24 protein-coding genes are annotated in these 26,249 nt (G+C 71.1%); 11 read left to right on the forward strand and 13 right to left on the reverse strand.

Features of this window, described 5'->3' with window-relative positions; all coding sequences use genetic code 11:
* Positions 1-110: 110 nt before the first annotated feature.
* Positions 111-1,130 (reverse strand): NADP-dependent oxidoreductase, encoded by a 1,020-nt coding sequence (locus tag ACFRCG_RS14175; RefSeq protein ID WP_380031320.1) that lies wholly within the window; start codon positions 1,128-1,130, stop codon positions 111-113.
* Between the two features lie 55 nt (positions 1,131-1,185).
* The gene (locus ACFRCG_RS14180) at positions 1,186-2,661 is read right to left on the reverse strand and encodes an MFS transporter (protein ID WP_380031322.1); all 1,476 of its coding nucleotides are present in this window, start codon (positions 2,659-2,661) and stop codon (positions 1,186-1,188) included.
* Positions 2,662-2,808: 147 nt separating this feature from the next.
* Here ACFRCG_RS14180 and ACFRCG_RS14185 point away from each other — a divergent pair, with 147 nt between their 5' ends.
* Positions 2,809-3,258: a MarR family winged helix-turn-helix transcriptional regulator gene (locus ACFRCG_RS14185; protein WP_380031324.1), complete on the forward strand. Its 450-nt coding sequence runs from the start codon at positions 2,809-2,811 to the stop codon at positions 3,256-3,258.
* A gap of 153 nt (positions 3,259-3,411) precedes the next feature.
* Positions 3,412-3,963: a hypothetical protein gene (locus ACFRCG_RS14190; protein ID WP_380031326.1), complete on the forward strand. Its 552-nt coding sequence runs from the start codon at positions 3,412-3,414 to the stop codon at positions 3,961-3,963.
* Positions 3,964-3,976: 13 nt separating this feature from the next.
* Here ACFRCG_RS14190 and ACFRCG_RS14195 read toward each other — a convergent pair whose 3' ends face one another.
* A complete protein-coding gene (locus tag ACFRCG_RS14195; protein WP_380031328.1) occupies positions 3,977-4,585 on the reverse strand; it encodes a TetR/AcrR family transcriptional regulator in 609 nt (202 codons plus the stop codon).
* A gap of 118 nt (positions 4,586-4,703) precedes the next feature.
* On the opposite strand from ACFRCG_RS14195, the gene ACFRCG_RS14200 reads away from it, so the two are divergent.
* From ACFRCG_RS14200 to ACFRCG_RS14210, 3 genes are all read left to right on the forward strand, one after another.
* Positions 4,704-6,479 carry a CDGSH iron-sulfur domain-containing protein gene (locus ACFRCG_RS14200; RefSeq protein ID WP_380031329.1) on the forward strand — a complete coding sequence of 592 codons (1,776 nt, stop codon included), beginning with the start codon at positions 4,704-4,706 and terminating at the stop codon, positions 6,477-6,479.
* Positions 6,480-6,681: 202 nt separating this feature from the next.
* Positions 6,682-7,557: an SAM-dependent methyltransferase gene (locus ACFRCG_RS14205; RefSeq protein WP_380031331.1), complete on the forward strand. Its 876-nt coding sequence runs from the start codon at positions 6,682-6,684 to the stop codon at positions 7,555-7,557.
* Between the two features lie 143 nt (positions 7,558-7,700).
* Entirely contained in the window at positions 7,701-8,408 is a 708-nt protein-coding gene (locus ACFRCG_RS14210) for a hypothetical protein (protein WP_380031333.1), read from the forward strand.
* Positions 8,409-8,426: 18 nt separating this feature from the next.
* On the opposite strand, the gene ACFRCG_RS14215 is transcribed toward ACFRCG_RS14210, so the two are convergent.
* Positions 8,427-9,713 carry a lysine N(6)-hydroxylase/L-ornithine N(5)-oxygenase family protein gene (locus ACFRCG_RS14215; protein ID WP_380031335.1) on the reverse strand — a complete coding sequence of 429 codons (1,287 nt, stop codon included), beginning with the start codon at positions 9,711-9,713 and terminating at the stop codon, positions 8,427-8,429.
* Between the two features lie 414 nt (positions 9,714-10,127).
* Here ACFRCG_RS14215 and ACFRCG_RS14220 point away from each other — a divergent pair, with 414 nt between their 5' ends.
* Positions 10,128-10,778 carry an FMN-binding negative transcriptional regulator gene (locus ACFRCG_RS14220; RefSeq protein WP_380031337.1) on the forward strand — a complete coding sequence of 217 codons (651 nt, stop codon included), beginning with the start codon at positions 10,128-10,130 and terminating at the stop codon, positions 10,776-10,778.
* Positions 10,779-10,923: 145 nt separating this feature from the next.
* Here the strand turns inward: ACFRCG_RS14220 and ACFRCG_RS14225 are convergent, their stop codons facing one another.
* Positions 10,924-11,493 (reverse strand): LmbU family transcriptional regulator, encoded by a 570-nt coding sequence (locus ACFRCG_RS14225; RefSeq protein WP_380031340.1) that lies wholly within the window; start codon positions 11,491-11,493, stop codon positions 10,924-10,926.
* 1,543 nt (positions 11,494-13,036) lie between these two features.
* Between ACFRCG_RS14225 and ddaH the strand changes: the two genes are divergently transcribed.
* The 3 genes from ddaH (at position 13,037) to ACFRCG_RS14240 (ending at position 15,534) form a co-directional block, all read left to right on the forward strand.
* Complete coding sequence (gene ddaH / locus ACFRCG_RS14230) at positions 13,037-13,882, forward strand: dimethylargininase (RefSeq protein ID WP_380031342.1); 846 nt, start codon at positions 13,037-13,039, stop codon at positions 13,880-13,882.
* A 237-nt stretch (positions 13,883-14,119) separates the two neighbouring features.
* A complete protein-coding gene (locus tag ACFRCG_RS14235) occupies positions 14,120-14,683 on the forward strand; it encodes a sigma-70 family RNA polymerase sigma factor (protein ID WP_126635762.1) in 564 nt (187 codons plus the stop codon).
* On the forward strand, positions 14,680-15,534 hold the full coding sequence (locus tag ACFRCG_RS14240; RefSeq protein ID WP_380031344.1) for an anti-sigma factor family protein: 855 nt from the start codon (positions 14,680-14,682) through the stop codon (positions 15,532-15,534). The genes ACFRCG_RS14235 and ACFRCG_RS14240 overlap by 4 nt, the downstream gene beginning before the upstream one ends.
* A 66-nt stretch (positions 15,535-15,600) precedes the next feature.
* Here ACFRCG_RS14240 and ACFRCG_RS14245 read toward each other — a convergent pair whose 3' ends face one another.
* Positions 15,601-16,302 carry a helix-turn-helix domain-containing protein gene (locus ACFRCG_RS14245; RefSeq protein ID WP_380031346.1) on the reverse strand — a complete coding sequence of 234 codons (702 nt, stop codon included), beginning with the start codon at positions 16,300-16,302 and terminating at the stop codon, positions 15,601-15,603.
* 445 nt (positions 16,303-16,747) lie between these two features.
* On the opposite strand from ACFRCG_RS14245, the gene ACFRCG_RS14250 reads away from it, so the two are divergent.
* Positions 16,748-18,466, forward strand: coding sequence for a Cys-Gln thioester bond-forming surface protein (locus ACFRCG_RS14250; RefSeq protein ID WP_380031348.1), 1,719 nt, complete (start codon positions 16,748-16,750; stop codon positions 18,464-18,466).
* 210 nt (positions 18,467-18,676) lie between these two features.
* Here the strand turns inward: ACFRCG_RS14250 and ACFRCG_RS14255 are convergent, their stop codons facing one another.
* Together ACFRCG_RS14255 and ACFRCG_RS14260 are read right to left on the reverse strand one after the other, a co-directional pair.
* Complete coding sequence (locus ACFRCG_RS14255) at positions 18,677-19,165, reverse strand: isochorismatase family protein (protein ID WP_380031350.1); 489 nt, start codon at positions 19,163-19,165, stop codon at positions 18,677-18,679.
* 93 nt (positions 19,166-19,258) lie between these two features.
* The gene (locus tag ACFRCG_RS14260; protein ID WP_380031353.1) at positions 19,259-20,002 is read right to left on the reverse strand and encodes an SDR family oxidoreductase; all 744 of its coding nucleotides are present in this window, start codon (positions 20,000-20,002) and stop codon (positions 19,259-19,261) included.
* 128 nt (positions 20,003-20,130) lie between these two features.
* Here ACFRCG_RS14260 and ACFRCG_RS14265 point away from each other — a divergent pair, with 128 nt between their 5' ends.
* Entirely contained in the window at positions 20,131-20,742 is a 612-nt protein-coding gene (locus ACFRCG_RS14265; protein ID WP_380031355.1) for a TetR/AcrR family transcriptional regulator, read from the forward strand.
* Positions 20,743-20,761: 19 nt separating this feature from the next.
* Here the strand turns inward: ACFRCG_RS14265 and ACFRCG_RS14270 are convergent, their stop codons facing one another.
* The 5 genes from ACFRCG_RS14270 to ACFRCG_RS14290 all read right to left on the reverse strand — a co-directional run bounded on the left by ACFRCG_RS14270 (position 20,762) and on the right by ACFRCG_RS14290 (position 26,218).
* On the reverse strand, positions 20,762-21,913 hold the full coding sequence (locus ACFRCG_RS14270) for a low temperature requirement protein A (RefSeq protein ID WP_380031358.1): 1,152 nt from the start codon (positions 21,911-21,913) through the stop codon (positions 20,762-20,764).
* 117 nt (positions 21,914-22,030) lie between these two features.
* Positions 22,031-22,882 carry a fumarylacetoacetate hydrolase family protein gene (locus ACFRCG_RS14275; protein ID WP_380031360.1) on the reverse strand — a complete coding sequence of 284 codons (852 nt, stop codon included), beginning with the start codon at positions 22,880-22,882 and terminating at the stop codon, positions 22,031-22,033.
* A 126-nt stretch (positions 22,883-23,008) separates the two neighbouring features.
* A complete protein-coding gene (locus tag ACFRCG_RS14280; protein WP_380031362.1) occupies positions 23,009-24,091 on the reverse strand; it encodes a hydroxyacid dehydrogenase in 1,083 nt (360 codons plus the stop codon).
* The gene (locus ACFRCG_RS14285) at positions 24,075-25,106 is read right to left on the reverse strand and encodes a dihydrodipicolinate synthase family protein (RefSeq protein WP_380031537.1); all 1,032 of its coding nucleotides are present in this window, start codon (positions 25,104-25,106) and stop codon (positions 24,075-24,077) included. The genes ACFRCG_RS14280 and ACFRCG_RS14285 overlap by 17 nt, the downstream gene beginning before the upstream one ends.
* Positions 25,107-25,159: 53 nt before the next feature.
* A complete protein-coding gene (locus ACFRCG_RS14290; RefSeq protein WP_380031364.1) occupies positions 25,160-26,218 on the reverse strand; it encodes an NAD-dependent epimerase/dehydratase family protein in 1,059 nt (352 codons plus the stop codon).
* Between the last annotated feature and the right edge of the window lie 31 nt (positions 26,219-26,249).

Consider the following 26,249-nt stretch of genomic DNA (forward strand, 5'->3'; position numbering starts at 1 on the left):
TTCGATCACCACGGCCGGTCGCTCCGGCCGCCGGCTTCCGCCCGCTCACTCCGCCCACTCACTCCGGCGGCTCACTCCGACGGGTCATTCCGACGGGTCATTCCGACGGGTCATTCCGGCAGCGCGACGACCATCTTCCCGGTGTTCTCCCCGCGCAGCATGCCGAGCAGCGCGGACAGGTTGTTCTCGATCCCCTCGACCACCGTCTCGCGATACTTGAGTTCGCCGCTCCGCAACCAGCCGCCGACCTCGGCCAGGAACTCGTCGCGCCGGCCGAAGGAGTCGATCACGATGAAGCCCTGCAACCGCAGCCGCTTGCCGATCGACAGCGCGAGGTTGCGCGGCGCGGGCGTCGGCTCGGTGGCGTTGTACTGCGAGATCGCGCCGCACATCGCGACCCGGCCGTGTGTGTGCAGCGCGCCGATCGCGGCCTCGAGGTGCTCGCCACCGACGTTGTCGAAGTAGACGTCGATGCCCTCGGGCGCGGCCTTGGCCAACTGCTCGGCGACCGGCCCGTCCTTGTAGTCGAACGCCGCGTCGAAGCCGTACTCGTCCCGGAGCAGGGCGACCTTGTCCGCCGAGCCCGCGCTGCCGATCACCCGCGAAGCGCCCTTGAGCCGGGCGATCTGGCCGACCTGGCTGCCCACCGCGCTGGCCGCGCCGGAGACGAACACCGCGTCGCCCTCGCGGAAGGACGCGATGTCGAGCAGCCCCACCCAGGCGGTCAGGCCGGGCATGCCCAGCACACCGAGGTAGGCGGACAGCGGGGCGAGGTCGGGATCGACCTTGACCGCCCCGGCCCCGCGGCCCTCGACCACCGAGTACTCGCGCCACCCGAGCCAGTGCTGCACGTTGTCGCCGACCGCGAAGGCGTCCGACCGGGACGCGACGACCCGGCCCACCGCCCCGCCCTGCATGGGCTCGTTCAGCGCGAAGGGCGGGGTGTACGACTTGACGTCGTTCATCCGGCCGCGCATCGCCGGGTCGACGGACAGGAACAGGTTGCGGACCAGGATCTGCCCGTCCGCGAGTTCCGGGATCTCGACCTCGCGCAGTGCGAAGTCCTCCTCCTTCGGCCAACCCGTCGGGCGGGCGAGGATGTGCCATTCGCGGCTGGTGGTGGGGGTCATCTCGGGTGGCCTTTCCAAGGTGGGACGCACGGGCGGAGGGGACGGGCGCGGTCGGTCAGGCGTCCACGGACTCCTGGACCCGCGGGTGGGGCACGGCGACGGGTTCGGCCCTGGCGGGTACCCGCTTCAGGCCGAGCAACGCCACTCCGACGACCAGGACCAGCATCACGCCGGCGATCACGAAGCCGAGCGTGAATCGGCTCTCCGCCGGGATCGGCGGCAGGCCCGGGGGCAGGCCCTCGACCGACTTGGACGCGAGCAGCGAGGTGATCACCGCGCTGGCGATCGAGCTGCCGACGCTGCGCGAGATGGAGTTGATCCCGTTCGCGATGCCGGTCTGGTGGTGCGGTACGCCGGCCACGATCAGCGCGGGCATCGCGGCGTAGCCGAACGAGATGGCGATACCGGTGAGCATGCCCGCGAGGATCACCGAGGCGGACGCGCCGTGCCCGAAGGCGAGCCAGGCGAAGCCGGCCACGCCGACGGCCGAGCCGATCGCGAGTGTGGCCCGAGCGCCGATCCGGCCCACGAGCAGACCGCCCAGCGGCGCCGCGAGCAGCGAGATCAGCGCGCCCGGAAGCAGATACTCCACCGAGGCCCGCAACACCGAGGCGCCGAAGCCGTATCCGGCCACCGGCTCGGGCATCTGGACCAGGTAGGAGATGCCGATGAACTGGCTGAACGCGGCGAAGCCGACGAACAGACCGGCCAGGTTGGTCAGCAGGACCGGGCGGTGCACGAACATCCGCAGGTCCACCAGCGGGTCGGCGACGCGGCGCTCGACCCGGACCCACACGAAGGCCATCACCACCGCGCCGACGAAGGAGCCGATGGTGCGGCCGGACGCCCAGCCCCACTCGTGGCCCTGCGAAATGCCCAGGAGCAGCAGGACCAGGAACAGGCCGAGGGTGGCCGCGCCGAGCAGGTCGATCCGGCCGCCGGCCTTGACCCGGCTCGCCGGCACCCGGATCAGCACCGCGACCAGGGCCACGACGGACAGGATCCCGGAGAACCAGAACACCAGGTGGTAGTTCGGGTCGTCACCGCGCGTGAGCAGCCCGGTGGCCACCAGGGACAGGCCGCTGCCGAACGCGAGGGTGCCGCTGATCAGCGCCATCGCGCCGGGCAGCTTCTCGACGGGCACCTCCTCGCGGATGATCGACAACGCGAGCGGGAAGATCGCGGTCGCCGCGCCCTGGAGGACCCGGCCGACGATCAGCAGCGGCAGCGAGGACGTCACGGCCGCGAGCACCGAGCCCGCGATCATCACGATCAGTACGCCGATCAGGGTCGGCCGCTTGCCGTGCTGGTCGCCGAATCGGCCGAGCAGCGGCGTGAACACCGCCGCCGACAGCAGCGTCGCGGTGGTCACCCAGCCGACTCCGGCGGGCGTGGTGTCCAGTTCCTGCTGGAGCAGCCCCAGGATCGGGATGACCTGGGTCTGCGCCATCGCGACGACCATGGCGGCCAGGCCGAGGGCGAGGATCAGCGGTCCACCGGATCGTCGCGTGTCGGGCGGGGTGGGGGTCACGGGTGTTCTTTCTACGAGCGAGAAGCTTGTCGGCCTCGATGGTTGAAGACTTCAAGCAATTGGACGAGATCGACCGTAGACACCCGGAAATTGCTACGTCAAGTTCAATGGTTGAAGTCCTCAACTTTTTTGCGTTACCTTGGGGTCATGAGCAGTCCCGAGCCGAGCACCCCCGAGCCGAGCACCGCCGAGATCATGGACGCCATGGCCGCCGTGGGTACCGCGTACTTCCACGACTTCGCCGCGGTGGTCAGCCGGCACGGCCTCACCTCCGTGCAGGCCAAGACGCTGTCCCTGCTGCGCCGCCCGCTGCCGATGCGCGGACTGGCCGATCGGCTGGCGTGCGACGCCTCCAACGTCACCGGCATCGTGGACCGGCTCGAATCGCGCGGCCTGGTCCGCCGCGAGGCCGACCGCGCCGACCGGCGGGTCAAGAACGTGGTGGCCACCGAGGAGGGGCACGAGACGATCCGCCGGATCCGGGCGGAGATGCACACCACGCGCGCCGCGCTCGACGCGCTCACCCTCGACGAGCGCGCCGCGCTGTACGGCCTGCTGGGCAGGCTGCGCCCGGCGATGGAGGCCCCGCACGCCTGACCGCGCCGGCGGCGGGCTCCGGTCCGCCCCGGGCCCGACCGCGCGAATCGGCTTGCCCGAAGGCGCGCGCGCCCGGCACGCTCGGTCGGTGACCGCGATTCCCGAGATCGAGTTCCCCGCGGCCGCACCGGCCCGGCACCGGTTCGGCAGCGCATGACCACCGATCCCGAAGGCGTGCCATCCGGCCTGCGCTTCGTCCCCACTCCCCTCGAACTCGGCGACCCCACCTGGGTCTTCCCCTCCGTCGCCGGAGACGAGGCGGCCACCGTCCGGGCCGCGCTCGCCGAGGCCGACGCCCGGCTGCGCGAGACGGGCGCACACCTCGGCGTCCCCGGCTCGGTGCACTACGTCGGCCAACACTTCGACGGGATCCACTGCGCGAGTGCGCAGGGCCGGCTCGAACTCCCCAACGGCCGGAGCTTCCTGGCCGCGCTGTACTTCCCCCGGCGCTGCGCCTTCGACCTGCGCTGGGGGCCGCCCTGGGTGAGCGAGGTCGAGATCGGCCGCGCGTGCCCGCCGCCGGCGGACTGCGGCGGTCATCCCGACGCCGAGTGGTCCCGCGAATACGACACACCCCCGGCCGCGGCCCGGGCCTTCGCCGTCGACGCCGCTCGGCTGCGGGACCGGGTTCTGGCCCGGCCCCGGTCCGCGTGGCTCGCGGCCGAACCGGACGCCGGTTGCCGACCGTTCGACCCGGCGACGTGAGCGGGCCGATCCGCTACGGCGCGTCGGGGTCGGCCGGCGGGACCGTGCCGCCGAGGGCGCGCCAGAGCAACGCCGCGGTGCGATACGGCCAGTTCGTCGGGACCGGCGCGCCGGCCAGTTCGCGGCCGTACCAGGAGCCGGTACACATCGTGAGGGCGACCTCCAGGTCGGCGTCGGAGGCGAGTTGGCCCTGGCGGCGGGCCGACTCCAGCGCGGCGAGCAGGCGCGCCCGGCGGGGGGCGATCACCCGGGAGCGGTAGCGGGCGCGCAGTTCGGGGTCGGTGGTGTCCTGAAGCATCGTGCCGACCAGGGACATCCGGCCGGGTTTGCCGACGCCGCGCTGGAAGTCGGCGAGTTCGGCCACCAGCGTGGCGAACGGATCGGCGGCGCCGACGTCGTGCTCCTCCTCGGCGAGCGCGGTGACCACCGCAGCGGCCAACTCGGCCTTGCCGGGCCAGCGTCGATACAGCGCCTGACGGGTCGTGCCGGCCTCCTGGGCGACCGCCGCGAGCGACATCGCGGCGTATCCGTCCCGGGCCAGGTGTCGTCCCGCGACGGCCAGGATACGGGCGTCGATCGCGCTGTCCCGCGCCCGACCGGCACCGCGGCTGGCACTTTCCATTTCAATACACTCCTGTATTGTATTGATCGGCAACGCACCGAGAAACAGGGGTAGCGAGCGTGATCATCGTGTTCAACCGTCCCATCATCCCGTCGGGCCGATCCGCCGGCGGAACCCCGTGACCGGCGCGCCGATCCCGGGCCGCTTGCGGTCGCTGCTGACCCGGGCGCACACCCTCGACCACGCGCTCACCCGCCGGATGACCGACGCCGACGCGGGCGAGCCGCTGCGGGACACGGTGATCCGCCCGCTCGCCGAGGCACTGGCCGAGATCGGCGGGGGCGCCGTCGAGCCGGAGCCGGTCGACCCGACGGCCGCCGACGCGGATCCGGCCGGCCTCGTGCGCACCCTGGCCGCGGACGTCACCCGGCTGCGCGCCGAGGTCGACCCCGAGCCGCCGCTCGGCGTGCAGGAGGCCGCCGCCGCGCTGCAACACCTGGCCTGGCTGTTCGCCGACGAGGCCGATCGGGCCGCGCTGGTCGAGGAGTTCGCCGCGCTCCAGACCGGTCTGCCGACCCGGATCCTGGTCGCGCCGAACGGCCCGTACCTGGTCACCAATGCCACGCGCGTCACCGACCGGCTCGGCGAGCCGATCCCGGCGCTGCCGCAGACCGCGCTGTGCCGGTGCGGCGAGTCGACCACCAAGCCGCTGTGCGACGGCAGCCACGCCCGGAACGGGTTCACCGGCGCCAAGGACCCCGGCCGGGTGCCCGACGAGCGGCGGACGTACCCCGGCGCGCCCGTCGCGGTCACCGACAACCGCGGCGTCTGCGCGCACTCGGGCCTGTGCACCGATCGGCTCTCCACGGTCTTCCGGCAAAAGGAGGAGCCGTTCGTGGCGCCCTCGGGCGACCGCATGGACGAGATCGTGCGCACCGTGCGGGCCTGCCCGTCCGGCGCACTCGACTACCTCATCGACGGACAGTCCCCGCCGCCGCAACCGCGCGACCCCGCGATCGAGGTCTCGCAGGACGGCCCGTACCGGGTGACCGGCTCGATCCCGCTGGTCGGCGCCGACGGCGAACCGGAACCGCGCGGTCCGGGCGCTCCGACCGAGCACTACAGCCTGTGCCGGTGCGGCCATTCGCAGAACAAGCCGTTCTGCAGCGGCATGCACTGGTACGTGAACTTCACCGACCCGCCGCGCTCCGAGGAGCCCACGCTCTACGAATGGGCCGGCGGACTGCCCGCGCTGACCCGCATGACGCACATCTTCTACGACAAGTACGTACCGCAGGACCCGCTGCTCGGCCCGCTGTTCGCCCGGATGGCACCCGACCACCCCGAGCGGGTGGCGGCGTGGCTGGTCGAGACCTTCGGCGGCCCCAGGCTGTACACCGAGCGGTACGGCGGCTACGACCACATGGTGGGCGAGCACGCCGGCAAGGCCCTGACCGAGGAATGGCGCACTCGCTGGACACAGTTGATCGGCCGGGCCGCCGACGACGCGGGCCTGCCCACCGACGCCGAGTTCCGCGCCGCGTTCGTCGCCTACGTCGAGTGGGGCTCACGCATCGCGGTGGAGAACTCCCAGCCCGGGGCCCGGCCGCCGGCCCACATGCCCGTCCCCCGCTGGTGGTGGGTCTGCGGCGCCACCCCCGGCGCCCGGGTCTCCGCACTGGCCCCCGCCGCGACCGAGGAGACGACCGAGACGCCCCTGCCGACCGAGGGCCGGCCGATCGGCTTCGCCGAGCACATCAAGCCGCTGTTCCGGGAGATGGACCGCAAGTCGATGAGCTTCATGTTCGACCTGTGGTCGCACGACGACGTCAGCGCGCACGCGCCGGCGATCCTGGCCCGGCTGCGTCAGGGCAGCATGCCCTGCGACGGCGCCTGGCCCGCCGACCGGGTGGACGTCTTCGCCCGCTGGGTCGACGAGGGCACCCCGGCGTAGCGCCGGTACACGCCGGTGCCGGCGGTCCGCGCCACGGGGGCCGACCGCCGGTACCGATCGTACTCACCCGGCACACGGTCGGTTGCCGACCGGCCTCGGGTATGTCCCGGTTCCTCGACAGCGGTTGCCCGTCGACCCGTACCGTGGACGTCCCCGGTACGCTCGGCGCACGTACGGAATCTGTGGTGCGGAGGCAGGCGGCGTGACATCCATATCGGCGGGGCACGCGGGCGAAGGCGACGAGAACGCTTGGCGGTTGCCGCGACTCGACGAGATCGAGAGCGGACTGCCCACCCGGATCGACACGACCGTTCCGCATACCGCCCGGATCTACGACTACCTTCTCGGCGGCAAGAACAATTTCGCGGTCGATCGAGCCACCGCCGACGCCATCGTCGCGACGATCCCCGACCTGGCGGTCAGCCTCCGGCTCAACCGGCTCTTCCTGCGCCGCGCCGTGCGCTACGCGGCCCGCCGGGGCATCCGCCAGTTCCTGGACATCGGCACCGGGATCCCCACCTCGGGCAACACCCACGAAGTGGCCCACGAGATCGCCCCGGACGCCCGGGTGGCCTACGTGGACAACGACCCGATCGTGCTCGTGCACGGCCGGGCGCTGATGACCGACGCGGATCCGGGCCGGACCACGTTCACCCAGGCCGACCTGCGCGCGCCCGAGGACATCCTGTCCGCGCCGGAGGTGCTGGAGGTCATCGACTTCGACCGGCCGGTGGCGCTGATGCTGGTGGCGATCCTGCACTTCATCCGGGACGACGAGAAACCGCACGACATCGTCGCCCGACTCCGCGACGCGCTGCCCTCCGGAAGCATGCTGCTGCTCTCGCACGCCTCCTTCGACGCCAACCCGAACCAGGGCCGCAAGGGCGCCGAGGGCTGGAAGAACGCCTCGGCCGAGATGACCATGCGCCCCTACGACGAGATCCGCGCCATGTTCGCCGGATTCGACCTGGTCGAACCCGGATTGCGTACCCACTGGAACCCGGACGGGGAGCCCGAACACCCGCTGGACGAGGTCGAGAACGTCTGGGGCTACGGCGCCGTCGGCATCAAGCCCTGACCCTCGCGACACCGCACGGACCCGCGTGCGCGCGGCGAACGACGATGCGGACGGGCCGCTCGCGCCCGACCGAATCCGACCCGCGATACTTACCCGTCGCATTCCCGGGTCCGCAGGCAAGGAACGTCGTGTACACATCCCGAATGGCCGTGACCGCCACGGCGATCGTCCTCTGCTGCGCCGCGCTCGCCGGTTGCGCCGGTGTCGGTGACGCGCTGGAGTCCAACGTCGACCGGGACGCGCGGGAGCTGGTCCGCGAGTCGGCGAGCCTGCTCCGCGGCGCCGACGACATCCGCATCGTCGGCGACCAGGTGCTCACCTCCACCAGGCGCGTCGACTTCGACCTGTGTGTGCGCGAAGGCCGGGACTACCGGGGCACGTTCGAGATGAACGGGCGCCCGGGCGAGGCGATCGTGGTCGGCGGGAAGTCCTACCTCAAGGCCGGCGCCGAGTTCTGGGAGTGGGCCGGCACGAGCCTGCCGGACACCGCCGCGAACAGGCGGACGTACACCGATCGTTACGCGATGCTCGCCTACGACCCGACCAATCCGCTGGACACGGTCGGCGTGGTCTTCGCACCCGGCGCCGACGGCTACACCAAGGGCGAACCGGTCACCATCGACGGACGTACGCTGATCCCCCTCACCCGGGTCGACGGGGAGGGGGACGCGCAGGGTCGGCGGCGGTCGCGCACGGTGTATGTGCGGGCGTACGGCAAGCCGTATCCCGTCGTCGTCCGCTCCGAGGGCACCCGTCCGCAAAACGCGAGGATCACCCGCAGCGAACGCTCGTGCGTGCCCGTCGCACCCCCCGCGGGCGAGGTCGTGGATCGCCTGCCCGCGGGGAAGTAGCGGCTCGTGTCGGTGACGTCAGCCGTGCAGGGCCTCCGCCGGGCGGCGGCCGAGGATCGACTCGGCGATCTCGCCGCTGCGGATGGCGAGATTGGACAGGAGCGAGGAGGTCAGCCCGTGGGTGTGCTCCGTACCGCCTTGGAGATAGATGCCGCAGCGCAGTTCGGGCGAGGTGACCAGTCGGTAGTCGCGGCCCACCCGATGCCGCCCCGCCTCGTCGCGCAGGCAGTACCGGTCCAACTCGCCCAGCAGACGGCTCGGTTCCATCGCCTCGTAGCCGGTGGCGAACACGATCGCGTCCACGTCCAGTTCGCGCGATTCGTCGTCGAGCAGCGACACCAGTGACACGCGCGTCTCGTCGCCCGCCCGCTTGACCTCGTCGACCCGGGTCAGGTTGAGGAAGTGCAACCGCTCGGCCCCACGCACCTCCTCGTCGTACGAGCGGCGGTACAGGTCGCGGATCACCTCGGCGTCGACCACCGAATAGTTGGTGTTTCGGTGGTACCGCCAGAACGCCTCGCGGGTGTGGTCGGTCCCGAAGTAGTACGCGTCGACCGCGCTCGGGTCGAACACCTGGTTCGCGAACGGGGTGTCGTCGGCCACGCAATAGCCGTACGACGGGATGATCGAGTAGACCCGGGCGTGCGGGAGTTCGTCGTAGAGGAACCGGGTGATCTCGGCCGCGCTCTGGCCCGCGCCGACCACCGCCACGGTGCGCAGCCCGGTCGGGTCGGTCCGGCTGTACTTGTCCAGGAACTCCGAGCTGTGCCAGACCCGTTCGTCGGCCTGGATGCCGTCGGGCAGGCGCGGCACCAGGCCGGTGGAGATGGCCACGTTGCGCGCGTCGACCGTGTGGCTCCCGGAGCCGTCGCGGATCTCCAGGCGCAGATGCTCGGCCTCGGCCGGGTCGACACCCGCCGGCAGCCGGATCGCGGTCACCTCCGAGCCGTAGTGCACCCGGTCGGTGAAGCTCGCCTGCGCCCACTCCAGGTACTGGTGGAACTCCTGGCGGGTCGGGAAGAAGTCCTGATTGTTGACGAACTGCGTGAGCCGGCCCACTTCGTGCAGATACGACACGAAGCTGAACCGCGACACCGGATTCCGGAACGTGGCCAGGTCCTTCATGAACGAGATCTGCATGGTCGCGGTCGGCAGCAACATATTGCGATGCCAGCCGAACGCACGCTGCCGCTCGAAGAATATCGCCCCGGGTCCGTCCGGGAGCCCGTCTCCACCGGCGCCCCCGTACTCCTCCAGGGCGATGGCGAGGGACAAATTGGAGGGCCCGAATCCAATGCCCGCCACGTCGTAGATTTCATGTGCAAAAGTACCCATAGAATACTCTCTCGCTAGCGTGGCGGCGACAGGGACTTCGGTAACTTCGACGGGTCGGTCACGGAAACCGGGAAGGGACCCTGGTCGGGCGTCCTGGAATTCAGCGGAAAACTTCGTCAAACGTTGTCGGCTGTTCTCGCATCTCTCGACCGGAGATCCGGGAGAAACGCATTCGGTATTGCGCCGGGAAGCACCGCAGCTTCAACTTAGAGGGGCCGGGCACACCTTTCAAGGGCTCGGTCGCAATGCAGCGGAGTACGCCGTCCTGCCGACGGGACAACACCCCCGCCCCGGCGGCACCCCGCTCGTATCCATACCAAGGACTCCGGCTCCGTCTTGATGGAGCCGCGCCCTGCACCAGGTCACCGAAAGGGTGAGTTCCGGATGTTCGTTCCCCGGCAGTATCGCGAACCGGACGGTTCGTGGATGGTCGAGCTGATCCGCAGTAATCCGTTGGCGCTCGTGGCACTGAACGGCAGCCCCGAGGACGGGCCTTTCGCCACCCACCTGCCGGTGATCCTCGACCCCGAGCGACACACCGAATGGAGCGACGACCTGGTCGGTGTCACGTTGCTCGGACACATGAACCGGGCGAATCCGCATTGGCGGGCGCTGACCGACGGCTGCACCGTGCTGATCACCTTCACCGGACCGCACGCGTACGTCTCGCCGACCGTGTACGAGATCACCCCGGCCGCGCCGACCTGGAACTTCACCTCGGTTCATCTGCGCGGCACGGTGGAGAAAATCGATTCACTGGACGAGACGCTGGGCGTGGTGCGGTCCACCGTCCGAGCCTTCGAGAGCGAGCACGGCACCGGATGGGACATGACCGAATCGGTCGAGTACTTCCGCAGCATCGTGGCCGGCGTGGGCGCCTTCCGGATCCGGGTGACCCGGGCCGACGGCATGTTCAAGCTCAGCCAGGAACAACCCGGCGAGGTGCGGGACCGGGTGCGGCGCTCGTTCGACGAGCGCGGGTGCACGCGGCATCGCGCCACGGCCGAGTTGATGAGCCGCCTGCCCCGACCGTGACCCGACACACCGACGGGGCCCGTGCTCGACCCGGAGCACGGGCCCTTCGGCCCACCGGAGCAAGAAGTCGGGCGGGGCGTACCGGCCTTCGGGCCGCCCCCGCCCGCCCCGTCCGTCCCCGCCCGCCGACCTGCGTCCGGATCGATCAGACGCCGACGCCGGCCTCCTGCGGCACACCCCCCTGTACGTCCTCCAACGCGACCTCGATGGCGTCCTCGAGCGCCCGCTCGGCGGCGTTGTCGAGGGTCGCGAGCACCCACTGCTCGAAGTCGATCCCCGAATGCTCGGCGGCCTTGTGCCACCACTGGATACGATCACCGGGCACCGCGAGACGACGGGTCGCCTCGATCTGCCGGCCGTCGCGCCCCTCGTCCGCTCGCGCGTCGCGGATAGCGTTGCGCAGCTGCTTGGTGGTCCACTTCATCTGTTCCGCGCGATCCAGCCACAGTTCCTGTTCACCGATCGGCAACGAGGCCAGCTCGGCATGGTGCTGGAAACTGAGCGCGGATCGCCGACGATCGAAGTCGAACCTCCTGGAGACCCACGCATAATTCCGGAGCGTCTGGTAGCTTAACCCCGCTGCGCGTATCCCTCGCTGATACAGGTCGGTATAGTGATCTTTTCCGTATACCAACCAGTCGCCGAGCCACCACGACGAGGAATCAAGGATTCCCGAGAGCTTACGCCCGGCTTGCTCCCAGTCCTCGAAGGTCATGTCGGCCGGGATTTGCAGACCCACCTTTGTGGTGAGCAATCGTCCGCAATGCGGCGGGTGTTCCCTGACAGCTCTTCGCGGGCGGGCGACCACTCCCGGCCCCGAGTGCAGCTGTGCCTCGCTCTCACGTTCGTGAACTCTCGTCTGGTTCGCCACCATGCCTCCATGTGCGTGCATGCTCGAACAAGCAAATAGTGCGCAGGCCATAACCGCTGTTTGCGCAGTGCGTTGCCCCAGGGAGTTCTGCTACGGGGTGTGCCCGATATCCGATCTGCATTCAGTGGACCATCGGCCCGCCGCGGGCCCCGGTGTCGCCGGTCGCCTACGGATCACCCCCACCCGGGTGATCGGCGACACGACTTCCGGAAGCATGCGGCTACACCACGCAGAGTGCGCGGTGTCAGGGCCGGACCTGGTCGACATGTGTACGAATGCGTGCATCAACGGTTTGCCCCGTTCGCCTCTTTACAGATCCCCGTTGGCGTTGCGGCTGTCGGCGGCACACCCCCGCCGACTCCCGAAGATCCACATTCAGAGTGGTGCTCTTCGGGCCTACCCGAGTAGATCTCAGCAAGTCCCGGAAATCAAGGAACCAACCACCAACAGTTCGCGACGGATTGACTACGCAACTGTTTGGTTGGTGTTCATCGGCATTTCGCCGACGGCGGGAATGAATCGACCAACCGGATCGTCCCGCAACCCAACCCGCAGGAAAGGCAATCGGTTGGCCGCAGGTGCGGCTCCGGCGTACTCGATCGTTCACTTCGACCGCCTTCGCGGGGCGGTCACTATAGACGAAATGAACCGCTCCCCACTCGGCTACTCATGCGTATTGACGCCTTCCTAACGCACTACCCTCGGATATTAACGATGGGACGCACGCGAGACATCCGATCACCCATCCGGATGGTTTTTTCGAACACCAGGTCGAAGCCCCGAGCGGCGCCGCGCCGGCGGCGCGATCCGGCCGGCGAACACGCGGGGCATCGGGGTCGCGGCGGGGTGTGACCGGACGAGAAGAAGTGCCGCGACGGCCTCGAAGGAGCTCCCGGGGCGTGGGGCGCGTCGCGTGCGGGAGCGAGCACGGGAGGGCAAGGGGGGCCGGCGTGCCGATCGGCCCTGGGGCCGGCGGTGGCGCCGGGTGGGGTTCGACCACCCGACCCCGCCCGTGCCGGTTGGCTCAGGGGGCGTCTTCGCATGACCCGCCGGCCCGGCACCCCCACCCCCACCGCTTCGGGGCGGCGACGCTCGCTTCGGTGCGAAATACGGCCGCGAGTCCGCCGGAATGCGCGATTGTCGATCTCCGGCGCGACCCGTCGTGGAGCGCCTTCACGGCGTCGCGCCGACCGAAACGGCGGCTGTCCTGTCAACGGGACGGATATCGGTCGGACCTCGTGCTAGTTTCGATCGGCGGCAATCCCGCTCTTTTCCGGTATGCCCGCATCATCGGGCGCACACCGTGTTTTCCTCCGGTGTCGCACACCGCCGAATTCGGCATTGATTTCATCCCCCGGACACAATCACGGAGAACAAGGGAATCAACGTGCCCCAGTCAGAGATCGAACGACCCACATATGACAACCGAACAGTTGGACCGCGCCGCTATCTCATGTGCCGGCCGACCTACTTCGACGTCACCTATTCGATCAATCCGTGGATGGACCCGAGTGTGCCCACGTCGGCGGACACCGGTCTGGCCCAGTGGAAACGCCTGCACGACGCCTATGTCGCGCTCGGGCACGAGGTGGCGCTGATCGAACCGGTGCCCGGACTGCCCGACATGGTGTTCTCGGCGAACGGCGCCACCGTCGTGGACGGCCGGGTGCTGGTGGCCCGGTTCCGCCACCCGCAGCGCGTCGAGGAGTCCGCCGCCTACCTCGACTGGTTCCGCGCCGACGGCTGGGCCGAGGTCCACCAGGCCGAGTACATCAACGAGGGCGAGGGCGACTTCCTCCTGGTCGGCGGGCAACTGCTGGCCGGCAGCGGCTTCCGCAGCGATCCGCGGGCGCACGACGAGGCCCGCGAGTTCTTCGGCGTGCCCGTGCTCGGCCTGACCCTGGTCGACCCGAGGTTCTACCACCTGGACACCGCGCTGTCCGTGCTCGGCCCCGACGAGATCATGTACTACCCGGAGGCGTTCGACGAGGCCGGCCGCCGCGCCCTGGCCGAGCGCTTCCCGGACGCGATCCTGGCCGACGAGGCCGCCGCCGCCACCTTCGGGCTCAACGCGCTCTCCGACGGCCGGCACGTACTGCTGCCCGAGCGCGCCGTCCCGCTCCTCGGCCCGCAGTTGCGCGAGCGCGGCTACATCCCCCAGGGGATCGACCTGACCGAACTGCTGAAGGCCGGCGGCAACACCAAGTGCTGCACGCTGGAACTGCGTCGCTGATCGACCGGTTGTCGAAACGGTGCCGGCCGGGCCACCCGAAATGCCCCGATCTCGTCGACGAGGCGGGCCCTCGGGCCACGCGCCGGCACCGTCGCGGCGGACCCCGATACCGCGTTGCCATCCCGGCGCCGGGCCGAGGCGGGCTCCCGGTTCCCCTAGGGTATTGCCAGTTCCGGGGACGGTGAGTGCGGTTCCGGGGACTCGGATCCCGACTACGGGGTGAGGAGGCCGTCGCGGATGTCCGATGTGGACACACCGGGGTCGGGCCCGCCGGGTGCCGACGACCCGCCGGGTGGCGACGAGGAGACCAGGTTCGTCGCGATGCTCTACCGCGAGTATTCCCGACCGCTGCTCGCGGTCGTCTCGCGGTTGAACGGCGGCGACCGCCAGCGGGCGGAGGACAGCGTGCAGGAGGTGCTCGTCCGCGCCTGGCGCAATCGGGAGAAGCTGGATCCCGCCGCTCCGCTGCTGCCGTGGCTGGTCACCGTGGCCCGCCGCCTGGTCATCGACGAACAGCGGGCCCGATCGGCCCGCCCGCCGGAGGTCGGCGACGAGCCGCTGGCCACGCTGCCCACCGGCGACGAGGTCGACCGCCTGCTGCGTTCGGTCGTGGTCGGCGACGCGCTGGACGCGCTTTCCACATCGCACCGGGAAATTTTGATCGAAACCTTCTTCCGCGACCGTACTGTCAATCAGGCGGCCGACGTACTCGGCATCCCGGCCGGTACGGCGAAGTCGCGCGTGTACTACGCGCTGCGCGCCCTGCGGGTCGTCCTGGAGGAGAGGGGGGTGTCGTCATGAGCGTCCAACCCGAACACGCGGATGTCGGCGCGTATGCCCTCGGACTGCTGGAACCGGCCGACCGGGAGGCGTTCGAGGAGCACCTGACCACGTGCGACCGCTGCCTGGACGAGCTGGCGGATTTCTCCGGCATGGCCACGCTGCTGACCGAGCTGCGCGACGAAGGGGTGTACGAGCTGCCGGAGGCGAGGGGTGAACCCGAGCCGATCGGGTCGGCCGTACCCCCGCCGGCGGCGGCTCCGCAACCGCCGACGCTGCGGGTGGCCGCTCCGGCTCCCCCGGCCGGCTCGACGCGCTCGGACTCCTCGGCCGACTCGGCCCCCTCGGCGCACTCGGCTCCCGTGGACGAACTCGCCGCGCGCCGGGCGGCCCGCCGGGCGCCGCGGCGCGCGCCGTTGGTGGCCGCGTGCGCGGCGCTGCTGGTGATCGGCCTGGGCGCCGGCGTACTGACCGGGCGGACCTGGTTCAAGGACGACTCCTCCACCGCGACGCGGGCGGTGCCGGGCGACCCGATGGCGGTGATCGCCGCGAACGGGCAGGTGGTGAGCGCGACCGGGCCGAACGGCGGCGCCGCCGCGCGGATCGCCCTGGAGAGCAAGGCGTGGGGCACCAACCTGGCGCTCGAACTGCGCAACGTCCGCGGCCCGTTGAAGTGTTCGCTGGTCGCGGTGGACAAGGCGGGGAAGGAGCAGCAGATCTCCTCCTGGATGGTGCCGCCGAAGGGCTACGGCGTCCCGGGCTCGGAGGCCCCGCTGGTGCTGCAGACCGGGACCTGGACCACGAAGGACGATCTGGCCCGCTTCGACGTACGCACGTCCGACGGGGGCACGCTGGTCAGCGTGCCGGTGTAGCGGCGGCGATACCGGTGCCGGTGCCCCGGGACACCCGTCCCGAGGCACCGGCACACCGGGCGGGTTCTAGGCGAAGCGGCCCTGGAGCAACCAGACCCCGGGCGCGCCCGGGTCGGCGACCGGGTCGCCGAGCAGGCCCCAGAATCGCTCCACCACGGCGGCCCGCGGCACGTCGGCCACGTCCATGCCCTCGGGGAAGACCGAACTCAGCACCTCGAGCACCTCGCCGATGCGCTTGCGGCGCATCCCGATCAGCCGGGTGATGTCGGGCAGTTGCGTCTTCCACCGGCCGACCACGGCCTCGGCCAGCAGGTTCTCCAACTCCGGTCCCACGCCCGATACTTCGGCCAGGTCCTGCATGGACAGGCCGAGCGCGCGGACCAGGAATCCGGTGCGCTCCTCGTCGGCCCGCCACTTGTTCGCCCGTTCGAGCCGGGTATAGCCCACCTCCCGCATCCGCACCCGGTTGGCGAGTTCGGCACGGGTGAGGCCGGCCGCGATCCGGTGGTCCTGGAGGTTGGTCGGCCGGCCGCCCATCAGTCGGCTCACGGGCACGACCAAGGACTTGGCGAGGGCGAGCAGTTCGGCTTCGTTCGGGCGTTCCGTACCGGCTTCCCACTGGGCCACGGTCGATGGCATCACCCGCAGCTCGTACGAAGCCAATGTCGCGGCCACACGCTCGCAGGTTAGCGCCATCACCCCCCGTGCGGAGGCGGCTGCGGACGGCGAGAACGCCGGTGGGACATCGAGGTCATTGGGGTCGGTCACGCGGCAAGCATAGAAAGTCCGGGCCGCGACTCCGAGCCGACGTCCGGCTGTTGGGGCGGAGCGGCGCCGACGGCGAGCCGGACCGACCGGCCATCCGGTCCGGATCGATCGACGATCGATCGGGTCCGGATGGTTCACGGATGGTATACGGATCGCCCACGGTCGGTATGCACGCTCTTGGCGACTTCCGCGAAGCGTCCGAGCGACGTGCCGATCACCCTCCGCACACCGACTCGGGCATAAATCCGGAGAAAGCCCAACACTGTTCCGGTGCGCTCCTGTTCGGCCGTCGAACCGGCCACAATTCGACGCCGGAATTCCCCCGTCTCGAATTGACTAAACATGCCGTCGCCACGATTCTTGCGTGCGGTGGCCCAGGGGTGGGGAGCCCGGTGAACAGGCCCGGGCTGCGGGGGCCGCTTTTTCGTGAGGGAGTCGTCTTTTCATGTTCGTGGCACAGCGGGGTATATCCCGCGCGGCGTCGGCGTGTGCCGTCGCCGGTCTGGCGGCCGTCGCGCTCGTCGGGTTCGCGCCCGTCGCGCGGGCGGACACGGCCGCGCTGCAATTCCGTGGGCACGTCGACCGCACCGAGGGCGAGGTCGCCCTGGCCGGCTACTGGTGGAAGCAGCAGACCGAGTTGATGGTGCTGAGCGCCGAGGGGCGCAACGCTCCGCAGGTCCTCGTGTACTGCATCGACCTGGAGACGACCGTCCGCCAGGGTGTCGACTACCGCGAAGGGGCGTGGGCCGACTCCTGGCTCAAGGACACCGCCAAGGTCGCGAAGATCAACTGGGTGCTGAACCACTCGTACCCGAAGATCAACGACCTCGACGCGCTCGCCAAGGCCGCCGGCCTGCCGGACAAGAAGGGCCGCAAGCTCGACGCGCAGGAGGCCGTCGAGGCCACCCAGGCCGCGATCTGGCACTACAGCAACGGCGTGAACCTGTCCGATTCGGGCAACGGCCAGGACGTCGTGACGCTGTACAAGTACCTGACGGGCGACGCCAACAAGGGCGAGGCGGCCGAGCCCGGGGCCTCCCTCGAACTGGCGCCGACCACGACCAGCGGCAAGGACGGCGACACGCCCGGCGTGGGTCCGGTCACCGTCAAGACCACCTCGACCGAGCCGGTCGCGGTCAAGCTCGACGGCACCGTCCCCGCCGGCGTCTCGCTGGTCGGCAAGGACGGCAACCCGCTCGGCACCGCCGGCAACGGCACCGAGATGTACGTCAAGGTGCCGAAGAGCCAGAACCCGGGCGAGGCCCGGATCTCGGCCTCGACCAAGGCCGGCGTCAACATCGGCCGGGTGTTCCTGGCCAAGGACCGCAAGCACTCGCAGACCCTGATCGCGGCCGGTTCGCAGCCGTTCTCGGTCAGTGCCGCGGCCCAGGTCAAGTGGAGCCACCAGCCGGTTCCGGTCCCCTCGTCGGCGTACAAGGAGGACTGCGTCCAGGGCGGGGTCACCGTCACGCTGAACAACACCGGTGACGGCCCCGCCGACTTCAAGCTCAACGGCGAGAAGGTGACCGTTCCGCCGAACTCGACCAGGACGCAGTTCGTCAAGGTCGCCGAGGACACGAACTACACCATCACCGTGACCGGTCCGGGCGGCTACGCGCAGACCTACACGGGCCGGCTCGACTGCGTCGAGACCCCGACGGTCCCGCCGACCACGACGCCGCCGACGGCTCCCGCGAGCACGACGCCGCCGGTGGCGACCACGCCGCCCGCCACCACGAAGCCGCCCACCACGACGGCCCCGCCGACGTCGAACACCTCGGCCCCGGCGACCACTTCCGCCCCGGCGACCACTTCGGCTCCCCCGGTCACGCCGACCATCCCGCCGAGCACGTCGGCGCCGGCCACCACGGGCGCGCCCGCCACCACGGGCACACCGGCGACCTCCTCGTCCGCCCCGGTGGGCAGCGCGAGCCCGAGCGGCAGCCAGGCACCCACCAAGCCGATCGTGGAGCCCGGCACGGACAACCCGCCGATCGAGGTGCCCTGGCTCCCGGTCGCCCCGGCGGGCAGCCGCAAGGACCTGGCCAACACCGGTGGCGACGACTCCGATGTCGTCCTCATCACGGGCGTGGCCGCCGGCCTGCTGCTGGCCGGTGGAGGCGCGCTCTACCTGAACCGCCGCCGCGGCCGTCACGAGGTGTGACGCTCCACCGAGGCGATCGCACCACCACGCAAGGCGATTGAACCGGGTCCCGTCGCAAGGTGACCCGTTCCGACGACGAAGGCCCCGCCGGTACACCGGCGGGGCCTTCGTCGTCGCGCGAACTCCTTTTCCGCGCCGCTTCGAATGCGATCCCTATTTGTCGACAGCACGATTCATTTCCTGAATCACACCGCGCGAGGACATTCGAAATCAGCCATACGAGGCCGCGGTTCGCACCGTCCCGAAGCGCGGAAAGATGCGCTCGACGGTGAAGTCGTGCTCGTCCGCCGCGAATCCGGACATCGCGTCGGCCACGAACTCGACCTCGTAGCCGTGGTCGTCGGCGGCCCGGGCCGTGGACTCCACACCCATGGTGGTGACCAGGCCCGCCAACACCAGCCGTTCCACACCGCGCGCCCGCAACCGCGCGTCCAGATCGGTCCCGTGGAACGCGCCGACGGTGTGCTTGACGATCGTCACGTCGCCGGGGCGGACCAGCCCCTCCGCGAAGTCGCTTCCGGGTGGCTGCTCGACGACGCCGGGTCGGTCCACCCGCACCAGGACCACCGGGTTCTTGTCGGCCCGGAAGACGTCGGCCAACCGGCGGCAGCGGGCGAGTACGTCCTCGCCGGAGTGCGGTGCCACCGGCAACGCGACGATGCGCGGCATGAGATCGATGAGAATCAGGGCGGTAGTCACGGTCGTGATCGTAGACACGCCGTGCGCTCGGCGCCGGACTCGGGCGGCCGGCCGCCGTGACGGGCCGGCCACCGGTGGCCGGCGCGTCGGTGCTCACCGGCCGGTGGCCAGGTTCGCGCCCCCGGTGCAGTCGATCACCGTGCCCGTCATGAAGCCGTTGCCCACGAGCATCCGGATCACATCGGCCACTTCGTCGGCGTGGCCGACCCGGCCGACCGGGGTCGCGGCGGCGATCCCGGTGAAGAGTTCGGTGCGGGCTTCGCTGGGGATCGTGTCCCACCACGGGGTGTCGATCACGCCCGGCGAGACCGCGTTGACCCGGATCGGCGCGAGTTCGACCGCCAGCGGCGGCACCATCGCCGCCAACGCGCCGTTGATCGCGGCCAGTCCGGCGGTACCGGGGAAGGCCGCCCGCGCCGAGGCCGCGGTCACGAACGTCACCGAGGCGTGCGCGGCCAGCCTGGGCAGCGCCGCCTGGACGATCCGCACGAACGGCCAGAACTTGCCCGCGAAGCCGGCCGCCAACTGCTCCGGGTCCAGACCGGCGATCGGGCCGCTGCCGGCGGCGCCGCTCAGCGCCAGGACCAGGTGGTCGATCGGCCGGCCCGACGCCGCGAAGAACTCGGCCACCTCGGCCTGATCCGCGCCGTCGAGCCGGTATCCGGTGGTCTTGCCGCCGATGCGCTCGACGGCGGCGTCGAGCCGCGCCCGGTCGCGTCCGGTGACCACGACCTCCGCGCCGTCGGCGGCCAGCAGGGCCGCGGTCGCCTCGCCGATTCCGGAGGTGCCGCCCATGACGACGGCGCGCTGACCATGCAGGGAACGGGACAGAGCCATGACGGTGCCTTGCCTTCTCTTCGTACGACCCGATGCGGACGACGGGAGGACTCCCGCTTACCGAGACCTTCCGTCTCGACAAAGCATTACCGAGACCGTCGGTCTCGTCAAGCGGCTATGCTGATCCCATGACGAACCCCGACGACGACATCCCGCGCCGCGCGCACACCGGTAGGCGCCGCAACGAGGACGCCCGCCGCGCCATCCTGGACGCCGTGCTCGTCCTGCTCGCCGAGTCGGGCGGCGCGCCCGTGACGATCGACACCATCGCGCGCGCGGCCGGCGTCGGGAAGCAGACGATCTACCGCTGGTGGCCCTCGAAGGGCGCGGTCCTGCTCGAAGCCCTGATCGGCCTGGCGGGCGATGTCGTGTCACCGCCCCGGGGCGAGACGCTGCGCGCCGATCTGACGTCCTTCGTCACCGCCACGTTCCGCGGTGCCCGGGCCGAGTCGACGGCCGCCGTACTGCGCTCGTTGGTCCGCGAGGCGGCGCGCGATCCGCATGCCGCCGACCTGGTCCGCACCTTCACCGAGACCCGCCGGGACGCGCTGCGCGCGCTGCTGGCCGGGCACCCCGACGAGCTCGCGCCCGACGCCGACCTCGACCTGATCGTGGATCAGATGTACGGACTGTTCTGGTACCGCTTCCTGCTGGCCCACCGTCCCCTGTCGGACGAGGCCGCCGCCGCCCTCGGCGCGGCCCTCGCCGCCCAGGCCGGAGCGGGATCCGCCCGCCCCTGAAGACGGCCCCGACCCCGCCTCACGCCCGTACGGCCGACTCCGCCGGTCGTCGGTGGGTCGCCGACCCCTCGGCCGCCGCCGTCACGACGAGGATCGCGGCGGTCGCGCCGATCAGGCCCGCCACCGGCAGCACCCCGGCGGCAGGCAGCAGCGCCGCCACCACCACCGCGGCGGTGATCCTGATCCACACCGTCGCGTCCCGCGAGCCGGCGAAGGCCGCGCGTACCGCCGCCCCGGCGACCAGGAACAGCACGATCCCGCCGAGCAGGCACGCGGCGGTCGCCGTGGACACGTGCCGGTCGTCGCCGCCGACGACCGTACCGATCGCCGCGCCGGTCACCGCGATGCCCGATTGCATGGGCAGATGCCCGAAGACGTACACGTCGCGCAGGATCGCACTGGTGGCGATCTCCTCGTGACCGCCCACCCGGGTCGCGCTCGCGTTGAAGTACATCCACCAGACGCACGCGCACAGCGCGAACGCGCTCAGCCCGATCAGCCCCGTGGACACCGCCCCGCGCCCGCCGTCGGCGAGGCCGCCGGTGCAGCCGAGCACCGCCTCGCCGATCACGATGATCGTGAACAGCCCGAAACGCTCGCGCAGGTGCTCCGCGTCGTGCGAGGCGGCGGCGATCCGGCGGCGGGCCAGGAACGGCAGCGACAACTCGCCGACCATCGCGACCGCCCAGAGCCCGTAGCGCACCGAGTCCCGGGGCACCAGCAGACCGAGGACCCACACCGAGCCGGTCAGCGTCGACATCGTGCCGAACGAGCGCAGGATCGGCCTGAAGCTCGGGTCGGACCGAGCACCCCAGGCGTACGAGAACACGATCACCCCGCGCGCGCCGAGGTATCCGGCGACGAACCCGACATTCGCCCCGGTCCCGTGTCCGACCCCGCCGACGAACACCGCCATCGCGGCCACGGCGGCCATCCCGACCATGGTGATCAACCGATGCGCGGAGTCGTCCGGATCGAAACGATTGGCCCGCACCGTGTACAACACCCAGGTCCACCACACCGGCACGAACAGCGCGGCGGCTCCCACGACCGAACCGCCCGTGGGCTGCTCGCCCACCCGGTGCACGACCTGCCCGACGGCCGCCACGAACACCAGGTCACAGAACAACTCGAACCAGGTGGCCCGCCGCTCCCCCACCGCCTCGGTCACCCGAATCCCCCTACACACCGGCCCGATACGCCGGCCGATCCTACGACCACCCCGTGCACGCGGGAGACGCCGGTCGGGTGCTCCCCCGACCGGCGCCCCCGCGGCGTGCGACGTGCGTCAGGCCTGGACCAGATGCGACCGCTGCCGACCCAGTCGGTCGATCTCCAGTTCCATCACGTCGCCCTCGGCCAGGTACGGGAACCGGCCGGACAGCGCGACGCCCTGCGGCGTCCCGGTGTTGACGATGTCACCGGGCTCCAGCACCAGATACTGCGACAGGTGGTGGATCAGGTACGCCACGCCGAAGATCATGTCGGCCGTGGTGGAGTCCTGCCGGGCGTCCCCGCCCACCCACGAACGCAGCCCGAGCGTCTGCGGATCGGGCACCTCGTCGGTGGTCACCAGCCACGGGCCGAGCGGGTTGAACGTCTCGCAGTTCTTGCCCTTGGACCACTGCCCGCCCGACTGCTCCAGCTGGAAGGCGCGTTCGGAGACGTCGTTGCTGATCGTGTACCCCGCGACGTGTGCCAGGGCCTCCTTCGGCGAGGCGAGGTAGCGGGCCCGGCGGCCGATCACGACGGCGAGTTCGACCTCCCAGTCGGTCTTGACCGCGCCGCGCGGGATCAACACGTCGTCGTAGGGGCCGACCACGGTGTGCGGCGTCTTGTAGAACAGGATCGGCGTGGTCGGCGGTTCGGCGCCGGATTCGGCCGCGTGCGCCGCGTAGTTCTGGCCGATGCACAGGACCGCGCCGGGCCGGGCCACCGGAGCGCCGACGCGCAGGCCCGCGACGTCCAGCTCCGGCAGCGTGCCCGCCGTCGCGGCCTCGCGGACCCGCTCGACGCCGTCGGAGGCGAAGAACGCGCCGTCGATGTCGGCGGTGAGCCGGCCCAGGTCGAAGTGGCGGCCGTCGGCGGCGAACAGCACGGGGCGTTCGTTGCCGGGCTCGCCTACGCGCATCAGGCGCACGGTGAACTCTCCAGATACGTATGGGTACAGGGGTAGGGGGATGACGACCGGAAGCAGACCACACACCGCACACGGCAGATGCCGTACACCACACGGCATTCGGCACACGGCAACGAACGGCCTGCTTCAGCCGACGCGGATCAGCGCCTCCGGGCCGACCTCGTGGTTGAGTGGACGACCCGTCAGATAGCGCTCCACCTCGTCGACGACGATGTCGCCCTGTCGGCGGCGACACTCGACCGTACCGGCGGCCTGATGCGGAGTCAGCAGCACGTTGGGCAATGCCCGAAATCCATGCCCGACGGGCAACGGCTCGGCGTCGTACACATCCAGCGCGGCGTCGATCCGCCCGGTGCGCAACGCGGCCAGCAGCGCGTCCTCGTCGACCAGCCACGAACGCGCGGTATTCACCAGGCCGGCGCCGTCCGCCAGCAGGGCCAACTCGCGGGCTCCGATGAGGTGTCGCGTCTGCGGCAACGAAGGCGCGTGCAGCGCGACGATCCGGCTCGTGGCCAACAACCGGTCCAACGGGACGAGTTCGGCCCCGATCCGGGCCGCATCCGGCGCACTCAGGGTGGGGTCGGCGACCTGCACCCGAGCACCGAGGGCGCGCACCACCTCGATGTACGCCCGGCCGGTGCGGGACGCGCCGACCACACCGATCCGGGCGCCGAACACCTCGTGCCGCGGCGGTGCCACCGATGCCTCGGCCCATTCCCGTCCGCCGCGCAGCGCGTGGTCGTAGCGATGGGTCCGGTGCAGCAGCGCGAGCGTGAAGGCCAGCGCGACCTCGGCCACCGACCGCGCCATGCCCTGCCCGGCCTGGGTGACCCGCACGCCGCGCGCGAACGCGTCGGCGCCGACGTACGGGGCGATCGCGGCGCCGGTGTGCGCGAGCAGCCCCACCCGGGGCGCCGCCGCGAGCAGTTCCCCGGTCAACCGCGGCATGCCCCAGGAGGACACCACCACGTCCGCCCGCGCGAACGCCGCCCGCAGGGCCGGGAGATCCCGGTGATCGTCCACGACCACGATCCGCCCGACATCCCGCAGCCGCTCGGTCAGCGCGCCGACGTGGGGTTCACCCGAGCCGCCGCCCGCCGCGTCGCCGAAGAACTCCGCCCGCAGTCCCGGCGGTACGGCGACCGCCACCACGGCCGGCCCCCCGTCCGCCCCGGTGCGGTCGAAACGCGCCTCACCCGAGCCAGGCATCGAGGTGCTCCCGGACGAAGGTGTCGTCGGTCAGCCACGGATACGCCGAGGCCACCCGATCGATCTCCGCGGCCTGCCCCGGCGACAACGTCTCGGCCGGGTCCAGACACCAGGTCCCCGCCAACAACCCCTGCCGCCGCAGCACTTCGTGCACCCCGGCGATGCAGCCCCGGAATCCGCCGCGCACGTCGAAGACCGCCGAGTTCGCGTCGGTCAACTCCGGTGCCTGCCGCAGCAGTTCGACCATCGTGAGGTGATCGCCCGCGCGCGCCCGGCGGACCCGTTCGAGCAGGGTGACCGCCGTCGACGTCCACACCGCCCACTGGCCGAGCAGCCCGCCGGCGAACCAGCGGGGCCGGTCGCCGGCCCGATACGGGGTCAGCAGGTCGGTGATGATCGCGTCGTCGTTGCCGGTGTACAGCGCGACCTCGCCCGCCCGGTCCGCCGAGGCGATCGCGCCGAGCACGTCGGCGGTCCGGTAGCGGTCGAACGGCGCTATCTTGATCGCCGCCACCGACGGAATGTCGGCGAACGCGCGCCAGAACCCCGGGGTCAGGAATCGCCCGCCCACCGCGTCCTGGAGGTAGAAGCCGATCACCGGCAACACCTCGCCGACCGCGCGGGCCCGGTCCAGCAGCCCCTGCTCGTCGGCGCCCGGCACCGCCGGGCTCAGCAGCACCGCGTCGTAGCCGAGCGAGGCGGCGAGTTCGGCCTCGGCCACCGCCTGCGCGGTATAGCCGCACGCGCCGGCCACGCGCACCACCGGCCGCCCCGCCTCGCGCGCCACGGTCTCGGCGGCCAGTTCGAGCACCGGCCGCAGCAGCCCGATCTCGGGTTTGCGGATCTCGAACTGCGTGGTGTGCACGCCGACCGCGATGCCGCCCGCGCCGGACGCGAGGTAGTACCGGGTCAGCGCCCGCTGCCGCCGCTCGTCGAACCGCCCCTCGGCGTCCAACGCGAGCGGATGCGCGGGAATCACCGTGCCCGAAAGCAGCAGCTCGATCGGCGAGTCGATCGGCGAGTCGGGAGCACTCGACGCGGCCGTATCGGAGTTGATCACGTTGTGCCTCAGAACTTTCCGTCGCGGACCTGGAACTTGGTGGCCTTCCCGGACAGCGGATGACCGCGCCGGATCCAATCCGCCTGCCAGGCCACGAGCGTGCGCAGGGGGACGTCGGGATAGCCGAACAGCTCGTGGCAGCGGCTCGCGTCCGACAGCAGCGCACTGCCCGACTCGACGCCCGCCACCACCGCTTCCCGCCCGAACTCCGCACCGAACAGGGCCGCGAGGCGTCGCACCGACGCGGTCTCCGGACCGGTGAGGTTGATCGTGAACGGTACCGCCGCCGCGTGCCCGAGACAGCGCAGCGCGACCTCGTTCGCGTATCCCTGCCACACCACGTTGGCCTGACCCGTCGTCACATCCACCGGCTCGCCCGCGTACACCGCCGCCGCGATGTCGGCGAGCACCCCGTAGCGCAGATCCACCGCGTAGTTCAGCCGGATCAGCGCCACCCGGGTGCCCCGAGTGCTCGCCGCGTGCGCGAACACCCGTTCCCGGCCCAGGCACGACATCGCGTACTCGCCGACCGGCCCCACCGGGTCGGTCTCCACGCTGCCCCCGGAGCCGACCGCGACCAGCGGATACACATTGCCCGTCGAGAACGCGGCGATCCGCGCGGCCGGGTAGCGGCGCGCGATCCGGTCCGGCAGCGCCGCGTTCACCGCCCACGCGTGCTCCGGCGCGCCGGCCGAGCCGAACTTGGCGCCGACCATGAACACCACGTTGCCCGCGTCCGGCAGTTCGGCCGGATCGCCGTCCATCAGGTCGAATGCGACCGTACGTACGCCGTCCTCCTCCAACGACCGGGCCGCCGCCGGGTCCGACCAGCGCGAGACCGCGTACACGCTCACGTCGCCGCGACCGCCCGCGTCCAGCGCCCGCCGGGCCAGTCGGCACAGGCTCGGGCCCATCTTGCCGCCGGCGCCGAGCACGACCAGGTCGCCCTCGATCCCGGCCAGGTCCGCGATCAGCCCGGCCGACGGCGTCGCGAGCAGTTCCTCCAGCGCGGCCTCACCGTCCGGGAACACCGATCCGGTCGGCCCCGCCTGCGCCGATTCCGCCATCCCTACACCATTCATGACGCGTGATCAGCTC

This window comes from Embleya sp. NPDC056575, from assembly GCF_042793325.1.
Taxonomy (GTDB): domain Bacteria; phylum Actinomycetota; class Actinomycetes; order Streptomycetales; family Streptomycetaceae; genus Embleya.

Bases quoted from the DNA above. Each gene is read 5' to 3' on its own strand.
- ACFRCG_RS14175 (WP_380031320.1), bottom strand. From the start codon at position 1,130: ATGACCCCCACCACCAGCCGCGAATGGCACATCCTCGCCCGCCCGACG.
- ACFRCG_RS14185 (WP_380031324.1), top strand. From the start codon at position 2,809: ATGAGCAGTCCCGAGCCGAGCACCCCCGAGCCGAGCACCGCCGAGATC.
- ACFRCG_RS14190 (WP_380031326.1), top strand. From the start codon at position 3,412: ATGACCACCGATCCCGAAGGCGTGCCATCCGGCCTGCGCTTCGTCCCC.
- ACFRCG_RS14195 (WP_380031328.1), bottom strand. From the start codon at position 4,585: ATGGAAAGTGCCAGCCGCGGTGCCGGTCGGGCGCGGGACAGCGCGATC.
- ACFRCG_RS14210 (WP_380031333.1), top strand. From the start codon at position 7,701: ATGGCCGTGACCGCCACGGCGATCGTCCTCTGCTGCGCCGCGCTCGCC.
- ACFRCG_RS14220 (WP_380031337.1), top strand. From the start codon at position 10,128: ATGTTCGTTCCCCGGCAGTATCGCGAACCGGACGGTTCGTGGATGGTC.
- ACFRCG_RS14225 (WP_380031340.1), bottom strand. From the start codon at position 11,493: ATGACCTTCGAGGACTGGGAGCAAGCCGGGCGTAAGCTCTCGGGAATC.
- ACFRCG_RS14235 (WP_126635762.1), top strand. From the start codon at position 14,120: ATGTCCGATGTGGACACACCGGGGTCGGGCCCGCCGGGTGCCGACGAC.
- ACFRCG_RS14240 (WP_380031344.1), top strand. From the start codon at position 14,680: ATGAGCGTCCAACCCGAACACGCGGATGTCGGCGCGTATGCCCTCGGA.
- ACFRCG_RS14250 (WP_380031348.1), top strand. From the start codon at position 16,748: ATGTTCGTGGCACAGCGGGGTATATCCCGCGCGGCGTCGGCGTGTGCC.
- ACFRCG_RS14260 (WP_380031353.1), bottom strand. From the start codon at position 20,002: ATGGCTCTGTCCCGTTCCCTGCATGGTCAGCGCGCCGTCGTCATGGGC.
- ACFRCG_RS14265 (WP_380031355.1), top strand. From the start codon at position 20,131: ATGACGAACCCCGACGACGACATCCCGCGCCGCGCGCACACCGGTAGG.
- ACFRCG_RS14280 (WP_380031362.1), bottom strand. From the start codon at position 24,091: ATGCCTGGCTCGGGTGAGGCGCGTTTCGACCGCACCGGGGCGGACGGG.
- ACFRCG_RS14290 (WP_380031364.1), bottom strand. From the start codon at position 26,218: ATGGCGGAATCGGCGCAGGCGGGGCCGACCGGATCGGTGTTCCCGGAC.